General features: G+C 35.2%; 13 protein-coding genes and 2 tRNA genes. 13 read left to right on the top strand and 2 right to left on the bottom strand.

Going from position 1 to position 17,660, the window contains the following annotated elements; translation table 11 throughout:
• Positions 1 to 8: 8 nt before the first annotated feature.
• From nhaD to EJA19_RS06645, 8 genes are all read left to right on the top strand, one after another.
• On the top strand, positions 9 to 1,403 hold the full coding sequence (nhaD, locus tag EJA19_RS06680) for a sodium:proton antiporter NhaD (RefSeq protein ID WP_125467569.1): 1,395 nt from the start codon (positions 9 to 11) through the stop codon (positions 1,401 to 1,403).
• Between the two features lie 40 nt (positions 1,404 to 1,443).
• Positions 1,444 to 2,148, top strand: a complete 705-nt coding sequence (locus tag EJA19_RS06675; RefSeq protein WP_125467568.1) for a MotA/TolQ/ExbB proton channel family protein — start codon at positions 1,444 to 1,446, stop codon at positions 2,146 to 2,148.
• Positions 2,149 to 2,541 carry an ExbD/TolR family protein gene (locus tag EJA19_RS06670; protein WP_125467567.1) on the top strand — a complete coding sequence of 131 codons (393 nt, stop codon included), beginning with the start codon at positions 2,149 to 2,151 and terminating at the stop codon, positions 2,539 to 2,541.
• Position 2,542: 1 nt separating this feature from the next.
• Entirely contained in the window at positions 2,543 to 3,388 is an 846-nt protein-coding gene (locus EJA19_RS06665; protein WP_125467566.1) for an energy transducer TonB, read from the top strand.
• Between the two features lie 8 nt (positions 3,389 to 3,396).
• The gene (locus tag EJA19_RS06660; RefSeq protein ID WP_125467565.1) at positions 3,397 to 4,620 is read left to right on the top strand and encodes a bifunctional folylpolyglutamate synthase/dihydrofolate synthase; all 1,224 of its coding nucleotides are present in this window, start codon (positions 3,397 to 3,399) and stop codon (positions 4,618 to 4,620) included.
• Between the two features lie 64 nt (positions 4,621 to 4,684).
• A tRNA-Val gene (locus EJA19_RS06655) sits at positions 4,685 to 4,759 on the top strand.
• Positions 4,760 to 4,800: 41 nt separating this feature from the next.
• Positions 4,801 to 4,875 (top strand) — tRNA-Val (locus tag EJA19_RS06650).
• A gap of 94 nt (positions 4,876 to 4,969) precedes the next feature.
• The gene (locus tag EJA19_RS06645) at positions 4,970 to 5,740 is read left to right on the top strand and encodes a helix-turn-helix domain-containing protein (protein WP_125467564.1); all 771 of its coding nucleotides are present in this window, start codon (positions 4,970 to 4,972) and stop codon (positions 5,738 to 5,740) included.
• Positions 5,741 to 5,857: 117 nt separating this feature from the next.
• Here the strand turns inward: EJA19_RS06645 and EJA19_RS06640 are convergent, their stop codons facing one another.
• A complete protein-coding gene (locus EJA19_RS06640; RefSeq protein WP_125467563.1) occupies positions 5,858 to 7,138 on the bottom strand; it encodes a UDP-N-acetylmuramoyl-tripeptide--D-alanyl-D-alanine ligase in 1,281 nt (426 codons plus the stop codon).
• A 70-nt stretch (positions 7,139 to 7,208) separates the two neighbouring features.
• Positions 7,209 to 8,897: a gliding motility lipoprotein GldJ gene (gene gldJ / locus EJA19_RS06635; protein ID WP_206075163.1), complete on the bottom strand. Its 1,689-nt coding sequence runs from the start codon at positions 8,895 to 8,897 to the stop codon at positions 7,209 to 7,211.
• 218 nt (positions 8,898 to 9,115) lie between these two features.
• Between gldJ and porU the strand changes: the two genes are divergently transcribed.
• From porU to EJA19_RS06610, 5 genes are all read left to right on the top strand, one after another.
• The gene (porU, locus tag EJA19_RS06630; protein ID WP_317124822.1) at positions 9,116 to 13,039 is read left to right on the top strand and encodes a type IX secretion system sortase PorU; all 3,924 of its coding nucleotides are present in this window, start codon (positions 9,116 to 9,118) and stop codon (positions 13,037 to 13,039) included.
• Positions 13,040 to 13,072: 33 nt separating this feature from the next.
• A complete protein-coding gene (gene porV, locus EJA19_RS06625; protein ID WP_125467560.1) occupies positions 13,073 to 14,338 on the top strand; it encodes a type IX secretion system outer membrane channel protein PorV in 1,266 nt (421 codons plus the stop codon).
• A gap of 87 nt (positions 14,339 to 14,425) precedes the next feature.
• Positions 14,426 to 14,908 carry a cytidine deaminase gene (cdd, locus tag EJA19_RS06620; RefSeq protein WP_125467559.1) on the top strand — a complete coding sequence of 161 codons (483 nt, stop codon included), beginning with the start codon at positions 14,426 to 14,428 and terminating at the stop codon, positions 14,906 to 14,908.
• 89 nt (positions 14,909 to 14,997) lie between these two features.
• Positions 14,998 to 15,996 carry a pyruvate dehydrogenase (acetyl-transferring) E1 component subunit alpha gene (pdhA, locus tag EJA19_RS06615; RefSeq protein WP_125467558.1) on the top strand — a complete coding sequence of 333 codons (999 nt, stop codon included), beginning with the start codon at positions 14,998 to 15,000 and terminating at the stop codon, positions 15,994 to 15,996.
• A 3-nt stretch (positions 15,997 to 15,999) separates the two neighbouring features.
• Positions 16,000 to 17,607, top strand: a complete 1,608-nt coding sequence (locus EJA19_RS06610; protein ID WP_125467557.1) for a pyruvate dehydrogenase complex dihydrolipoamide acetyltransferase — start codon at positions 16,000 to 16,002, stop codon at positions 17,605 to 17,607.
• The last annotated feature ends 53 nt before the right edge of the window (positions 17,608 to 17,660 follow it).

Raw genomic sequence — 17,660 nt, 5'->3', positions numbered from 1 at the left:
ACATAATTATGGAAGCAATCATTATTAGTGTATTCGTCCTTGGTTATTTAGCCATTACACTAGAACACAATTTAAAAATCGATAAACTTATCCCAGCATTGGTTATGATGGCCATTTGTTGGGCGCTAATAGCATTAGGGTTAGATCACTTTACACAGTGGTTTGATTCTGGAAAACATGCTTTATTAGATAACTTTGGTTTGTTGGATCATGAAGAAAAAATGCATCTCATGGAAGAAACGCTGTTGCACCATTTAGGAAAAACAGCCGAAATTTTAGTCTTCCTTTTAGGTGCTATGACTATAGTTGAAATTATCGATTATTTTGATGGTTTCTCAACAATTAAAAACTATGTAAAAACAAAAAGCAAAAAACGTATTTTATGGATTTTTGCTTTTCTAGCTTTCTTCCTATCGGCTATTATCGATAATTTAACAGCAACTATAGTATTAATTTCTATCCTACAAAAGCTAATAAGCGACAGAAAAGTACGTATTTGGTATGCCGGTTTAATCGTAATCGCTGCAAATGCAGGAGGTGCTTGGTCTCCAATAGGTGATGTAACAACCACTATGTTGTGGATAGGTAATAAAGTCACTACAGGACATTTATTTGTATATCTGTTTATTCCATCATTGTTATGTATGTTGGTTCCTGTATTTATTGCCTCGTTTTTACCAGCATTTAGAGGAGAATTGGAAGGTCAAGACGACAGTAATGATAAACCTAAAAACAAGTTTAGTTCTACAATGTTGTATTTAGGATTAGGCGGGATTGTTTCGGTTCCTGTATTTAAAACCGTTACACATTTACCTCCTTATGTAGGTATGATGTTGGCTTTAGGTGTTGTTGCCATTTTTGCCGAAATTTATAGTAATACTAAGTTTGCCATGTCTTTTGATACTTCAGGAGACGCAGATCACCAAGGGCATCACAGTCCTGTGCATCATTCATTATCAAAAATTGAAATGCCAAGTATTTTATTCTTCTTAGGAATTTTAATGGCTGTTGCAGCTTTAGAATCTTTAGGAATACTATTTGGTTTTGCAGAATCCTTACAAGAAAATATGCCTATGTTAGGAACCGAATTGCATCATGAAGGTGTTTCCGATTTAGTTGTGCTTTTATTAGGTGTAGGATCGGCTGTAATTGATAATGTGCCATTGGTAGCCGCTAGTTTAGGAATGTTCTCTGTACCTACCGATAACGAATTGTGGCACTTTATAGCCTATTCAGCAGGAACAGGAGGAAGTATGTTAATTATTGGTTCTGCTGCTGGTGTTGTGGCTATGGGTATGGAAAAGATTGATTTTTTCTGGTACCTGAAAAAAATTGCTTGGCTAGCATTAGTAGGGTTTTTAGTAGGGGCAGTTGCATTTATGTTTACAAGAACAATTTTTTAACAAAAAATCAGTTATAATAGCTTTATAAGATTCATTTTTTATGATATATACAATAATTCAAGAAGTTCAAGAAGGAGCAGAAGTCTTAACAGAAGGCGAAGAGCCTGTAGAAAAAACCTTATCCATAATCGAATTGATTGGTAGTGGCGGAACGGCAGGCCAAATTATTATAGGGTTGTTATTTATTTTATTAGTAGGCGCTTGTTATATTTATTTCGAGCGTTTATTTGCCATAAAAGCAGCTTCTAAAATAGATGCCAATTTTATGAATCAGATTAAAGACCATGTAAGTAATGGTAAAATAGATTCGGCTCAAATGCTGTGTGCGCAGGTAAATTCGCCCGTTTCAAGATTAATTAACAAAGGCATTACACGTATAGGAAAACCTTTGGAAGATATTAATACAGCCATTGAAAACGCAGGTAGATTAGAAGTCTACAATTTAGAAAAGAATGTAAGCATTCTAGCTACTATTTCTGGTGCAGCTCCTATGATTGGTTTTCTTGGTACAGTTATTGGAATGATATTATCCATATTTGAAATTGCAAATTCAGGTGGTCAAATTGATATAAAACTTTTAGCAGATGGCTTATATACCGCCATGACAACCACAGTTGCTGGTTTAATAGTGGGTATAGTTGGTTACATTGCTTACAACCATTTAGTGGTTAAAACCGATAAAGTGGTATACCAAATGGAAGCTAATTCGCTAGAGTTTTTAGATCACTTAAACGAGCCTATCTAAATGAATTTAAGAGGAAGAAATAAAGTAACACCAGAGTTTAATATGTCGTCTATGACCGACATTGTATTCTTGTTACTTATCTTTTTTATGCTAGCATCTACTTTGGTAACTACAAATGCCATAGACATTTTATTACCTAAAGCCAGTGGAAAAACCGAAAATAAAAAATCGGTAGCTGTTAGTATCAAGAAAGATTTAACATATTATATCGACCAAAGAAGAGTAGGCGTTAGTGTTCTTGAAAACGAACTTATTAATGCGCTTTCTGGAGATTCGCAACCTACCATTGTTTTAAGAGCCGAAAAATCGGTGCCTGTAGATAATGTAGTTAAGGTTATGGACATAGCAAACAGAAATAAATTTAAGGTTATACTTGCTGTAAAACCTAATTAATATGAAGTATCTTGAGACCAAACATGAAAGGAACTCAGCAAAAATTACGGTATTAATTACGGTAATTTTACTGCTGTTGCTATTTGTAGTTGGTCCGCCTTATATGGATCCGCCAGTAGAGTACGGCGTAGCTGTTAATTTTGGGACTACAGATTTTGGCTCTGGACAAGTACAACCCAAGAAGCCTGTGAAATCTGAACCCGAAGTAGTCGAGCAACCACCTCAAGAAACTGTTTCAGAAACTACTCCATCAACTTCTTCAGAAGCTAAAGAAGAAGTTATGACTCAAGAAACCGCAGAATCCATAGCCATAAAAAAACAAAAAGAAGCTGAAGCTAAGGCTAAAGCCGAAGCCGAAGCCAAAGCCAAGGCAGAAGCCGAACGTATTGCTAAAGAAAAGAGAGAGCAAGAAGAAAAGAAAAAGAAACTCGATGCACTTATTGGTGGTGTGAGCAAATCTGATGAGGTTACCGGAAGCGAAGGCAACGATAATCAAGCAGGAGATAAAGGCCAGTTAGACGGCGATCCCTATGCGCCAAGCTATTTTGGCCAAGCTGGAAGCGGAAATGGCGGTGTTGGGTATGGCTTAAATGGACGTGGTAAAGCAACTTATAATACAATAAAACAAGACTGTAATGAAAGTGGTATGGTAATCGTTAAGATTATTGTAAACCGCAATGGAAATGTAATTCAAGCCACGCCAGGTGTTAAAGGAACTACCAATACAGCTCCTTGTTTATTAGAACCCGCCAAGAAAATGGCATTGTCACATAAATGGCGACCCGATGCGAATGCCCCTGCTAAACAAATTGGTTTTGTAAAGGTAAACTTCAACTTAGGACAGTAAGCCGTCCCATGACTTATCAAGAAACTATAAACTGGATGTTTTCCAAATTGCCTATGTATCAAAGGCAAGGGAAGTCTGCATACAAAGCCGATTTAAGTAATACGCTTACTTTAGCCGCTCATTTAAATCACCCTGAACAACACTTAAAAACCATTCACGTTGCTGGAACAAACGGTAAAGGGTCTACAGCTAACATGTTGGCTTCTATATGTCAAGAAGCGGGCTATAAAACGGGCTTATTTACATCGCCTCATTTAAAAGATTATCGCGAACGTATAAGAATTAACGGTGTACCTGTAAGTAAACAGTTTGTAATTGGTTTTATTAATCGAAACAAAGCATTTTTAGAGAAAAAGTCCTTGTCTTTTTTTGAAATGACCACCTTAATGGCTTTTGACTATTTTGCTAAAAATGATGTTGATATTGCTATTATAGAAGTTGGTTTAGGAGGGCGATTAGATTCTACAAATATTATACATCCTTTAGTGTCTGTTATTACAAATATCGGTTTAGATCATACACAGTTTTTAGGTCATGATTTAGCAACTATAGCTAGGGAAAAAGCTGGAATTATTAAAAGCAAAGCACCAGTTGTTATTGGTGAAACACAAAAAGAGACGCAAACTGTTTTTAAAACTATAGCAGCAGAGAAGCAATCACCTATTTATTTTGCCGATCAACTTCAAGAAAAGTTATCTTATAAAAGTGATTTGCTGGGAGAGTATCAACAAAAAAACATTAAAACAGCAGTACAAACAATAGCTGTTTTAAATCAGGAATCTTCTTTTAAAATATCAAAAGAGAACATAACGTTAGGATTACGTCATGTTACAAAAAATACAGGTTTAAAAGGTCGTTGGCAAGTGTTACAACATAATCCAAAGATTATTTGTGATACAGCTCATAATGTTGAAGGGCTTTCACTAGTAGTTAATCAATTAAAAAAAGAGCCGTTTGATAACTTGCATATTGTTTTTGGTGTTGTAAACGATAAAGATTTAACTTCTTTGTTTACCATTTTACCCAAACAAGCAACTTATTATTTATGTAAGCCAGATATTCCACGTGGTATGGATGAAAAAAAATTAAAAAGTGAATTTGATAAAGCTAATTTCACATCTAAAATATATGGCAGTGTAAATCAGGCATTTTCAAACGCAAAAGAGCAAGCGAAAGAGAACGATTTAATTTTTGTAGGAGGAAGCACGTTTACTGTAGCAGAAATAATTTAATTTTTTTTCGAAAAAAGTTTTGCAATATTAAAAACTGCATTATATTTGCAATCCCATTACGGAAGGGCGCGTAGCTCAGTTGGTTCAGAGCACTTGGTTTACACCCAAGGGGTCAGGGGTTCGAATCCCTTCGCGCCCACAAAAATAAAAGGTCTGTTATTGCAACAGACCTTTTTTTATGGGTCATTAACTCAGTTGGTTTAGAGTGTTACCTTGACAGGGTAGAAGTCACTGGTTCGAATCCAGTATGACCCACAAAAAGAAATCCAAGTGCTAAACTTTAGGGTTTTTAGTTTCTTTCATCAAAAAAATCTTCTATTTTTATCTAACAGATAGTAATGTGTAGATTATGCTTTTAAAAAATATTAAGAATCTTTACGAAGACATTTTCATGTCTTACAATACACCAGCCTTAAAAAAGCATATTGAAAAAATGAAAGAACTCGATGCATTTTTACCTCATACGTCTACCTTTTTTTGCATTACAAACACACAAGAATTAGGTTTTGAATATATAAGCAAGAATATGTTTTCTTGTTTGGCTATTGAACCCGAAAAATTTAAACAGGATGCCATGCATTATTTTTGGAGTAGAATTCATCCAGACGATGTAGAGCATTGGTTAAAGGCATTAAACTCACTCATGGATTATACGTTAAATGAAATTGATGAGCAGGAACGTTATAAAATGAGTTATACCTGGAATTACCGGTTTAAAAACGGTCATGATAAATACGTTAATATTGTACAAAATACAACACCTTTAGAGTTTGATGCTTTTATGAAACCAATTATAGGGTTGGCTCATTATACTGTTTTAGATCCTAACATAAAATTAGATGTTACGGCTACAGCAAAATATTTAAATGATAAAGGCGAATATGAAACAAGGTATTTTAATTGTTTCAATCAAAAATTACTGGAAAACGATATAACTAATAGGGAGCGCGATATTATAAGGTTGCTAGTATTAAACTACTCTAGTAAAGAAATAGCAGGACGCTTAAATATTAGCTCTAATACGGTAGATACACATCGGAGAAATATTTTAAAGAAGCTAAATATAGCCTCTACAGGAGAGCTAATAGGAATGCTTAAGATTAATCAGAATTTATTATAAAAATACTCAAATTGAGTATTGCGTATAAGGAGAATGATTCCGACATTTGGAATGCTATTATTAATCTAAGGGAATACATAGAGCGCTTATCGTTATTTAATGTTGAGTGCTCTTTTTTTATAATATATTTAAAGCTCTTTCTAGCGCCATTCCTCTAGAGCCTTTAATTAAAATAAATCTGTTTTTTAGAGGTGATTTTTCTAAGTAATTGGCTAAATCTGCGTATGTTTTAAGTGCCAATATCTTTGCAGACGAAGTTTTAGTTTTTGAAAAATGTTCACCTACAACTATAGCTGTTATATCATTTTGTTTTTCTAAAAAAGATACAATATGTTGGTGCTCGTTTAAAGCGTTATCCCCAAGCTCAAACATATCACCTAAAATGAGTGTTTTATTCTTATAGCTAAGATTGGTGAAGTTTTCAAGTGCAGCCATCATGCTTGTTGGATTGGCATTATAGGCGTCGAGTAGAATTTGATTGGATTCTGTTTTTATAATTTGCGAACGATTGTTAGAAGAAACATAACCTTCTATAGCTTGTTTTATGTTTAAATGCGGAACTTCAAAATATTTTCCAATAGCTATTGCGACAGCAATATTATTAAAATTATAATGTCCAATTAAATGACTATTTATACGTTCAGACATATATTCTAACGCAACAAAAGGCTCTGATGCCACAAAACTGATTTTTGTGTCTTTAGAGTTTGCGCCAAAAGCGATAACTTTATTGTAGTTGCCAATTTGTTTGACTTGTGTTTTATCATCTTCATTAAAAAAGATGGTTTTGCTATGTTTTTTTAAGTGGTCATATAATTCCGATTTAGCTTTTACAACACCTTCTAAACTTCCAAAACCTTCTAAATGAGCTTTACCAAAATTGGTGATTAATCCAAAGTCGGGTAGCGCTATATCGCATAAAAAGGCAATTTCTTTATGATGATTGGCACCCATTTCAACTATAGCAATATCTGTATCAGGTTTTATATCCAACAAGGTTAAAGGAACACCAATATGATTGTTTAAATTACCTTTGGTGGCACTAACGCGATATTTTTTAGATAATACAGCCTTAATTAACTCTTTGGTTGTGGTTTTACCATTACTTCCTGTTAAAGCTATAATAGGTGTTTTTAATATTTTTCTATGATGAGTTGCTAAATCCTGTAAGGCTTTTAAGCAATCTTCTACAAGAATATGGTTGTTGGATGTTTTAAATTCTTTTTCATCTATTACAACGTATTTAGCACCTAATTCTAGTGCTTTATTTGCAAAAGTATTGCCGTTAAAATTGTCACCTTTTAGGGCAAAAAATAAATCACCTGGGTTAATTTTTCTGGTGTCTGTAGAAACCGCACTACATTCTAAAAATAGTTTATAAAGAGCATTAATTGTCATAAAGTAAATGTAAGAAAAAAGCCCTGATAAAAAATCAGGGCTTAGCTTTTTTTAAACGTTGAATTATTGCTTAATTCTTTGTTTTGTTTCTTCCTTTAGATTTTGATCCTACTCTAGACATAGCACATCTAAACCCAATATAGTCTGTGGCCATAGTTTGTGGGAAATAACGTCTTTGAGCTGGGTCTAACCAATATTCTCTGTCTTTCCAAGAACCACCTTTATAAACTCTTACTTCGTCGTTAATAAGGGATGTTCTTTTGTTAGACTTATCGTATTCTCTAATCATTTCACCTGTAGAGTCTACATGCTCTACATTGTGTTTTGGAGAATTGTACATCTTTCTTGTTTGCGAAGCTGTTGTTTTTCTACCATCATCAAATTCATCGTAGTCTCTGTAGTAACGAGAAGAGCGTTTGTCACCGTCTCTAAAGTTACGGTTATCACTTCTATCAAAGTTTTGTCTTAAGTAAGTTTCGTCTTCATCTACAGGTACTTGAGCAATTTCACCTGGTAAATCTCTTGCAATAACATCGCCATTAGGAAGTGTGTCGTAAACAATCTCATCTACAGTTACAATTTTAACAGTACCATCTTCACTAATAGAGTTTTTGGTGTAAACGTTACCACGGTAGTAGTTAAAGTCGTTAAACTCATCATCTACAATAGGTCTGTAAACATCGGCAACCCATTCGGCTACGTTACCAGCCATATCGTAAAGACCAAAGTCGTTAGGCTCGTATTGTTTTACGGCATTGGTTATATCTGCACCATCGTCAGACCATCCTGCAATTCCACCGTAATCACCTTTTCCTTGCTTAAAGTTAGCTAATTGATCGCCTCTTACTTTACGTTTACCGGAACGTGTGTATTGGCCATCCCATGGATATTTTTTTCTACCTCTATATATGTTATAGTTTCTTAACTCTGTAAGACCTAAAGCAGCATATTCCCATTCAGCTTCAGTTGGTAGTCTATAATCTGGTGAAATAATACCAGTCTCTCTACCTGCGTATACATTAATAGTATCTCCAGAAGCAGTAGTTTGTACTCTTCTTCTAGTCGTTTGTGGGCTAATAATACTATCGTTACCTCCGTATGTTTGTGTTGGAGCGTTAATATAAGTGTCTGTGTTGAACGTTTCACCAGCTTCAACAGCTATTTTAGCGTCTCTGGCAATATACCCTTCTTCTTCTAAGTATAATTCGTTAACACGGTCTGTTCTCCAGTTAGCAAATTCTACAGCTTGAATCCAGCTTACACCAACAACTGGGTATTCGCCATATGCTGGATGACGAAGGTAATTCTCAGTCATTACTTCGTTGTAACCTAAGCGGTTTCTCCAAACTAAAGTATCTGGCAAAGCACCATTATAAATGCCTTTAAAATTTTCTTCTGTAGGTGGGTAAGTTCTTTTAATCCAATCTAAGTATTCTGTATACATTTTATTGGTTACCTCCGTTTCATCCATGTAAAAGGATTGAACGTGTTGCTGATTTGGACTGTTATTCCAATCGTGCATAACATCGTCTCCAACTTTACCCATGGTAAAAGTTCCACCTTCTACAAATACTAATCCTGGAGCTGTTTCTTGTTCTTTAAAATCGGTGTTGTATTGAAAACCTCCATCTCTAGAGTTGATGTCCCAACCAGTTCCTCGTGAGGTGTTTGAACTGGATGATCTTTTACAACCAACAAGAGATACTGCTAAAACTGTAGTTAACAATACCTTACATACCATTGCTTTTTTCATATCCATACGTTTAAGTAAGCTTAAAATATTTTTGGTGACGCAATATAATAATTATACCCAAGATTACAAGCGAAAATTAAAAAAATACATAAAAAAACATGCATTTCGTCCTGTAATTTATGCATTACAACGATGATTTTTGGGTTTAATCATGTTTATTTGCCGTAGTATAACGCTAAATATTTTATTTTATTATTGTAATTTTGAAGTGTTTTTTAAAAAACGTGTTATTAATCAATAATATTGCCATATTATTTACGTTATTGCTATCGATGAAAAAGAAATTAATACTTGTTATTTTTTTAATAGGCATTTATGCCCATGCCCAACAAAAGCAGTTTGAAATTCAATGGGATGGTTATAAAACACTATTTACAAGTAGTTATAAAGTAGAAGTGCCTTCTTTTAGTAAAGAGAACTTTAATTACAATGCTATTGATGGTTTACAATTTATTACCCAATGGCAAGGTGGATTTATAGATGAAGCCTCTGTTTCGGTTGGTAATGTTATTTACGAAACCATTTCGAGAGTGCAATTAAAAGATACCGATGTTAGTACTATTCCTAATCGTTTAAAATTTTCGGCAAAAAACACTGAAGCTCGTGGAGTTTCTGGTGTAGAGTTTAAGATGTCTCCTGTTATAAAAATTAATGATAATTCATTTCAAAGAGTAACTTCTTTTACGGTGAACTATGATACGGGAAGCTATAATAGAAATGCCAACAATAATAGCCAGAATATTGATGATTCTGCTTTAAGCACAGGGCAATGGTTTAAGTTTTATATCGATAAAACAGGGGTGTTTAGATTATCAAAAAGCTTTCTCTCAAATTTAGGTGTTAATGTAAACGATATCGACCCAAGAACCATAAAACTGTATGGTAATGGCGGGAATATGATTCCGTACTCCAATGCTTTACCTCAGTCCTACGATGTTCGCGAAAATGCTATTAGAGTAGTTGGAGAAAGCGATGGTTCTTTTAATGATAATGACTACATTTTGTTTTATGGGCAAGGCCCAAAATCTTGGGATGCTGAAAAAGGGACGCATATAAATTGTTATACTAATAGAACGTACTATTATATTAATATTAGCCCTGGTTTAGGAAAACGAATTCAGCCTTTTATACAACCTACAGGAAATGTAGATATGGAAATAAATACATTTCACGATTATAAATTTCATGAAAGTGATGAGTTTAATTTAGTAAGAGTAGGGAGACGTTGGTTTGGAGACCGTTTTGATATAGAAAATAATAAAACATTCACATTTCAATTTCCCGATCTTGTAGAAACAGAACCAATATATTTTAATATACAAACGGCATCAACAGCAGAGGTTCCTACAAGTTTAGATGTTTCTGTAAACTCTCAAGATATTACTACATTAACATTTTCACCTATTACCGATTCCAATTTAGCCATTCCTGCTAGTTATGCACAAGATGTCAGCGTTAATTCATCCACAATTACTGTTAACTTAGATTACAATAATGGTGGAAATCCAAGTTCTATAGCTTATCTAGATTATATTGCTATAGAAGCTACAAGAAACCTTAACTTTTCTGGAAATCAGCTTACATTTAAAAATAATGATGTTAGTAACGAAATAGGTGTTGGTCAATACAATGTAACAAATACATCACAGGTGTCAGAAATTTGGGATGTTACAGATATTTATAATGTTACTAATTTTGTTAATACAGATAATAGTAACACATTAAGTTTCACGTCCAATTTAGGGAGTGAAAAAAGCTATGCACTTGTCACGCCTTCCGATTATTACCAAGCATTTATTGGGGAACGTACTCGAGTAAGTAACCAAAATTTAAAAGGAACAATTTTTCAAAACCAACAAGGCGAATTTGAAGATATTGATTACCTTATAGTAGCTCGTCAAAATATGCTTAATCAAGCCGAACGATTAGCACAAATTAACCGTAGTTACAACAACTTAAATGTTAAAGTGGTTACTTTAAATCAAATCTATTCAGAGTTTAGTACAAGTAATCCAGATATTGGAGCCATAAGAAACCTCGTAAAATATATTTACGATAACGCAAGCTCTTCAGAAAATAGAATTAAATACTTATGCTTATTTGGAGACGCCTCATTTGATTATAAAAATAGAATAGAAAATAACACAAACATCGTACCTTCTTGGCATGCGTATAATAGTTTTAACTTAACCAATTCCTTTGTGTCTGATGATTTTTATGGTATGATGGGTGATAATGAAGGAACCATGTTAACTTCAGATAAACTGGATATTGCCGTTGGACGAATTTTAGCAGACACACCACAACGCGCAAGAGTTTTAGTAGATAAAGTGGAAACGTATTATAAAGAAGCTTCTTATGGTAGATGGCGAAATAATTTTGTAGTCGTATCTGATGATATCGATGTTGAATGGGAAAGCGTATTGCAAGAAACCACAGATGGCATTGCAAATACCATTACAGAAGAGCATCCGTTTTTAAACCCTATAAAAATCCACATGGATGCCTATCAACAAGAATCGTCAGCAGCTGGCGATCGTTATCCTGGTGTTACTACAGATATGCTAAACGCCATAGAAAATGGTGCTTTAGTAGTAAACTATTTTGGGCATGGCGGAGAAGATGGGTTGGCACACGAACGTATCTTTCAAAAACAACATTCTGAAGGATTAAGGAATGTTTGTAAACTTAATTGTTTTGTAACCGTAACTTGTGAATACACACGTTTCGACAACCCTTTACGGCCAACAGCAGGAGAACTTACTTATTGGAATAAAGAGGGAGGCGCTATTGGCTTGATTTCAACAACGCGCCAAATATTTGTAAATGTGGGGATCACATTTAATAACGTTTTAGAAGAGTATTTATTTTCATTTAATGACGACGACAATTATCAAGACCATGAGTTTCCTTCAATGGCAGAAGCCTTAAGGTTAACTAAAAACAACCCTAGTATTTCTGGGATTGGGCAAAGACGATTAGTGTTTTTTATAGGCGATCCAGCCATGAAATTAGCATTTCCTAAACCCAATGTAAGATTAACTGCCGTTAACGATGTGCCTTTAAACCAAGGGGTTGACGTGTTAAAAGCATTAGATAGAGTTAAAATTGCTGGGGAAGTAACCGATATTTCTGGTAATGTGCTTTCAAATTATAATGGGGTGCTTTCTACAACTATTTTCGATAAAAAAATTGATCGTGAAACCTTAGGGAATGACGGTATACGTTCTGGCGGTCAACTTATAATTATGCCATTTGAAACCTTGGGTGAAACCCTTTTTAGAGGGCAAGCTTCCATAACCAATGGTCAGTTTGAATTCGAGTTTGTTATGCCTAGAGATATTGGTATAAACGAAGGTTATGGTAAAGTTAGTTTTTATGCCAAACAAGACGGGCAATTAAACGATCAATCTGGTGCAGCTGTAAATACCATTTTAATAGGAGGTATTAATAACGAAGCCCCAGAAGACAATAATGGCCCAATTATAAACTTGTTTATGAACGACGAAAGTTTTGTTTCTGGAGGAATAACTAATCAGTCTCCAAGTTTATTGGTAAAATTAGAAGATGATAATGGTATTAATACAGCAAGTGGTATTGGGCATGATATTGTAGCTATAATTGATGGCGATGAAACCAATCCGTTTGTGTTAAACGATTACTACGAAACAGAGCTAGACAATTTTCAAAAGGGAATTGTAAATTACCCTTTTCGTAATTTAGAGCCAGGTTTACATACATTAACGCTAAAAGCTTGGGATGTTTATAACAATTCATCCACCTCCGAAATCCAATTTGTGGTACAGAACGAAAATCAGCAACTTGTTATCGATAATGTATTGAATTATCCAAATCCTTTTGTTAATTACACCGAATTTTGGTTTAACCACAATAGTTCATCACCGTTAAACGTTTCAGTACAAATATTTACGGTTTCAGGAAAATTAGTGAGAACCTTAAACAGTCAAACCAATTCCTCTAATTGTTGTAATAATGGAGCATCGTCCTTGTCAAGGGACATTATTTGGGATGGACGAGACGATTTTGGTGATAAAATAGGAAAAGGCGTGTATGTATATAAATTAAAAGTACACTCTCCGTCATTAAACAAAACTGTAGAGAAAATAGAGAAACTTGTTATCCTTTAAGAAAAAATTATATTTGTTAAATAAATCATATTTATGAAAAAATACATTCTTGCCCTATCTGCTTTATATTTTGGAGCACAAATACAGGTACAAGCACAAACAGTTACAATTCCAGAGTCACAAGATTCACGTGTTATAACCACAGGAATGCCGTTTGTGTTAATTGCGCCAGATGCTAGGTCTGCATCTATGGGAGATATGGGAGTTGCTACCTCGGTAGATGCCTTTTCCCAACAATGGAATCCAGCAAAATATGCCTTTTCCGAAACCAAACAAGGTGTTGGGGTGAGTTATACACCGTATTTAAGTAAATTAGTAGACGATATATTCTTAGGTGGACTTACCTATTTTAATCGTCTAAATGAACGAAGTGCTTTTGGAGCTAGTTTTAGGTATTTTTCATTGGGAGAAATTGAATTTGTACAAGACGAAATTTCTGAAGCATTAGTTCAAAAACCTAATGAGTTTACATTAGATGTGTCATATGCTTTAAAATTAAGTGAGCAATTTTCTATGGCAGTGGCCATGCGTTTTTTACATTCCGATTTAAAATTACCGGGTTATTCTGGCGATCCAGAACCAGCGAGTACATTCGGGGTAGATGTTTCGGGATACTACCAAAGTGAAGAGGAAGCCTATGCCAATTTTAATGGGCGAACGCGGTTAGGGTTTGCTATACAAAACATAGGCCCTAAGTTTAAATACGATGCCCAAGGGCAAGAAAACTTTCAACCAACAACTTTACGTTTAGGTGGTGGGTTCGATTTTATTTTAGACCAATACAATACTGTTGCTGTAACTGCTGAAGTAACAAAATTATTAGTGCCAACGCCACCTAAATACGGAACAGAATATGAATATACAGATAATAATGGCAATGGTGTTTACGATCCAGAAAATGGTACAGATGAAACCGATACAGATGAATTAGGAGCTGTTGTAACGCCTTCTGTAATTATGGATGGTAAAGATCCCGACGTCGGGTTTTTTCAAGGGATGTTCCAATCTTTTGGTGATGCACCAGGAGGGTTTAGCGAAGAAATGAAAGAATGGACTTGGGCTTTAGGAGCCGAGTACCGTTACCAAGATTCGTTTGCTTTTAGAGCAGGCTATTTCAATGAATCCGATGACAAAGGAGCGCGTAAGTTCTTTGCGCTAGGAGCAGGGTTTAAATACAATGTTGTAGGTGTAGATTTATCTTATTTATTCTCAGCATCAAAAGTGCCAAGCCCTTTAGAAAACACTTTGCGTTTTACCCTATCCTTTAACATCGATAGAAATGCGTACCAAGAATATTAATAGGGCGTTTTAAATAAAAGATTAATAAAAAACTATTGCTAGGGCAATAGTTTTTTTGTCTCCAATAGTTTTTAATAACTTTATACTATGAAAGAGCTTAAAATAGAAACTACATTAATTGTATTTGATAATGTAGATGAATTGCCAGAAGATGTTACTAAGTTAATGGCAGTAGCCATGGAAGCAAGAGCTAAAGCCTATGCACCATATTCCAATTTTAGTGTTGGGGCTGCTTTATTGCTCGATAATGGAGAGGTTATATTAGGAAATAATCAAGAAAACGCCTCATACCCATCTGGACTTTGTGCCGAACGAACCGCTATATATTATGCAGGAGCAAACTTCCCTGATGCTAAAGTGTTAAAAATGGCTATAACAGCAGGCTCTAGAATGCAGCCAACTATAACACCTATTCCGCCTTGTGGCGCATGTAGACAAGCTATTGCGGAATATGAAGTAAAACAAGATTGTCCCATAGAAATTTACTTTATGGGAGAAACAGGTAAAGTAGTTAAGTCTAATTCGCTTGCAGACTTATTGCCTTTAGGCTTTGATAAATCTTTTCTATAACGTTTTCGTTAATTTTTAAGGGTTTCAGGTTTTCTCATTAATAAGTAAAATGCTATTTTTGTTATTCGGTTTTTAAACAAACACAATCAATGCAGAAAGTAACTAAAGAAACATATCTAAAGTGGTACGAAGATATGTTGTTTTGGCGCAAGTTTGAAGACAAACTAGCCGCAGTGTATATTCAACAAAAAGTTAGAGGGTTTCTTCACCTATACAATGGTCAAGAAGCAGTATTAGCGGGCGCTTTACACGCTATGGATTTAACCAAAGACAAAATGATAACCGCTTATCGTAATCACGTACAACCTATTGGTATGGGCGTTGATCCTAAAAAAGTCATGGCAGAGCTGTATGGTAAATCTACAGGAACATCGCATGGTCTTGGTGGTTCTATGCACATTTTTTCTAAGGAACACGGATTTTATGGTGGTCATGGTATTGTAGGAGGCCAAATCCCTTTAGGTGCTGGAATTGCATTTGGCGATAAATATAAAGGTAACGACGCTGTAACTATTTGCTGTTTTGGGGATGGTGCTGCAAGACAAGGTTCGTTACACGAATCATTCAACTTAGCAATGCTTTGGAAGTTACCAGTAGTATTTGTTTGTGAAAATAATGGTTACGCTATGGGAACATCTGTAGAACGTACAGCTAGTCATACCGATGTTTGGAAACTGGGATTAGGCTATGAAATGCCTTGTGGCCCAGTAGATGGTATGAACCCAATAAAAGTAGCAGAAGCTTTTGATGAAGCTATTCAACGTGCAAGACGTGGCGAAGGACCAACGTTTTTAGAATTAAAAACGTACCGTTACAGAGGGCACTCCATGAGTGATGCGCAACATTACCGTACAAAAGAAGAAGTAGAAGAATACAAGAAAATAGATCCAATTACACAAGTAAAAGATATTATTCTTGAAAATAACTACGCCACCGAAGACGACATTAAAACTATCGACAAGCGTGTTAAAGATTTAGTGAAAGAATGTGAGAAGTTTGCAGAAGAATCACCATATCCAGACAAAAACGTGATGTACGATGTAGTTTACGAACAAGAAGACTATCCATTTTTACAACATAAACTATAAACTATGGCCGAAGTAATTAACATGCCGCGATTAAGCGACACTATGGAAGAAGGAACGGTTGCCACTTGGTTGAAAAAAGTTGGTGATAAAGTTGAAGAAGGTGATATTTTGGCCGAAATAGAAACCGATAAAGCTACAATGGAGTTTGAGTCTTTTCACGAAGGAACATTACTTCACATAGGTGTGCAAGAAGGCGAAACAACCAAAGTAGACGAGCTTTTAGCTATTATTGGAGACGAAGGCGAAGATATTTCAGAGTTACTTAATGGAAGTACAAGTTCAGATTCTGAAAAAGAAGAAACTCCTAAAACAGATGAAACTACTTCAGAAGAGTCTTCTGAAGCTGTTGATATTCCAGAAGGCGTCACAGTGGTTACTATGCCGCGTTTAAGCGATACTATGGAAGAGGGAACGGTTGCCACTTGGTTAAAGAAAGTTGGTGATAACGTTGAAGAAGGCGATATCTTAGCAGAAATAGAAACCGATAAAGCCACTATGGAGTTTGAATCATTCCAATCTGGAACCTTACTTCATGTAGGGCTGCAAGAAGGCGAATCGGCTAAGGTGGATGCATTATTAGCTATTATTGGACCAGAAGGAACAGATGTTTCTAACATTGCCAAGAATTTTAAAGCACCTTCTGCTGAAACAAAAGCTGATGCACCTAAAAAAGAAACTGCACCCAAAACAGAACCAAAGGTTGAAGCGCCAAAAGCAGAAACCAAAACGGTAGACTCTGCACCAACAACAGCTTCTGGAGAGCGTTTATTTGTATCGCCATTAGCTAAAAAAATGGCCGAAGAGCGTCATATTAATTTATCGAAAGTTCAAGGTTCTGGAGAGAATGGACGCATTATAAAACGTGATATAGAAAACTTTACACCGGCTACAGCTGGAGCTTCTGTAAGCAAGTTTGTGCCTGTTGGTCAGGAAGATTTTGATGAGGTAGCTAACTCACAAATGCGTAAAACAATAGCAAAACGTTTAGCACAATCTAAATTTACGGCACCACATTATTACTTAAATGTGGAGTTTGATATGGATAATGCGATTGCATTTCGTGAGCAGTTTAACTCCTTACCAGATACTAAAATTTCATTTAACGATATTGTTGTTAAAGCTTGTGCTTTAGCACTAAAACAACATCCGCAAGTAAATTCGCAGTGGTTTGATGATAAAATGCGTATGAATAACCATGTGCATATTGGTGTTGCCGTTGCTGTGCCAGATGGTTTGGTAGTTCCTGTGGTTAAGTTTGCTAACGAGCAAACCTTACCACAAATAGGCGCTGCTGTTAAGGACTTTGCTGGAAAAGCACGTAATAAAAAATTAACGCCACAAGAAATGGAAGGAAGTACCTTTACGGTGTCAAACTTAGGTATGTTTGGAATAGAAAGCTTTACGTCTATTATAAATCAACCAAATTCTGCCATTCTTTCTGTTGGCGCTATTGTTCAAAAACCAGTAGTTAAAAACGGACAAGTTGTGCCAGGGAATACCATGAAACTTTGTTTAGCATGTGATCATAGAACAGTTGATGGCGCTACAGGAGCACAATTCTTACAAACCTTAAAAGGATACATTGAAAATCCAGTAACAATGTTAGTATAGTTTTTTATAGATGATATAGAATCATTAAAAATCCTGCTGTATTTAGCAGGATT

The organism is Mangrovimonas spongiae, assembly GCF_003944795.1.
GTDB classification, from domain to species: domain Bacteria; phylum Bacteroidota; class Bacteroidia; order Flavobacteriales; family Flavobacteriaceae; genus Mangrovimonas; species Mangrovimonas spongiae.
Note: the sequence above shows the minus strand (reverse complement) of the source record. Positions and strands in the feature narration are given on the sequence as shown.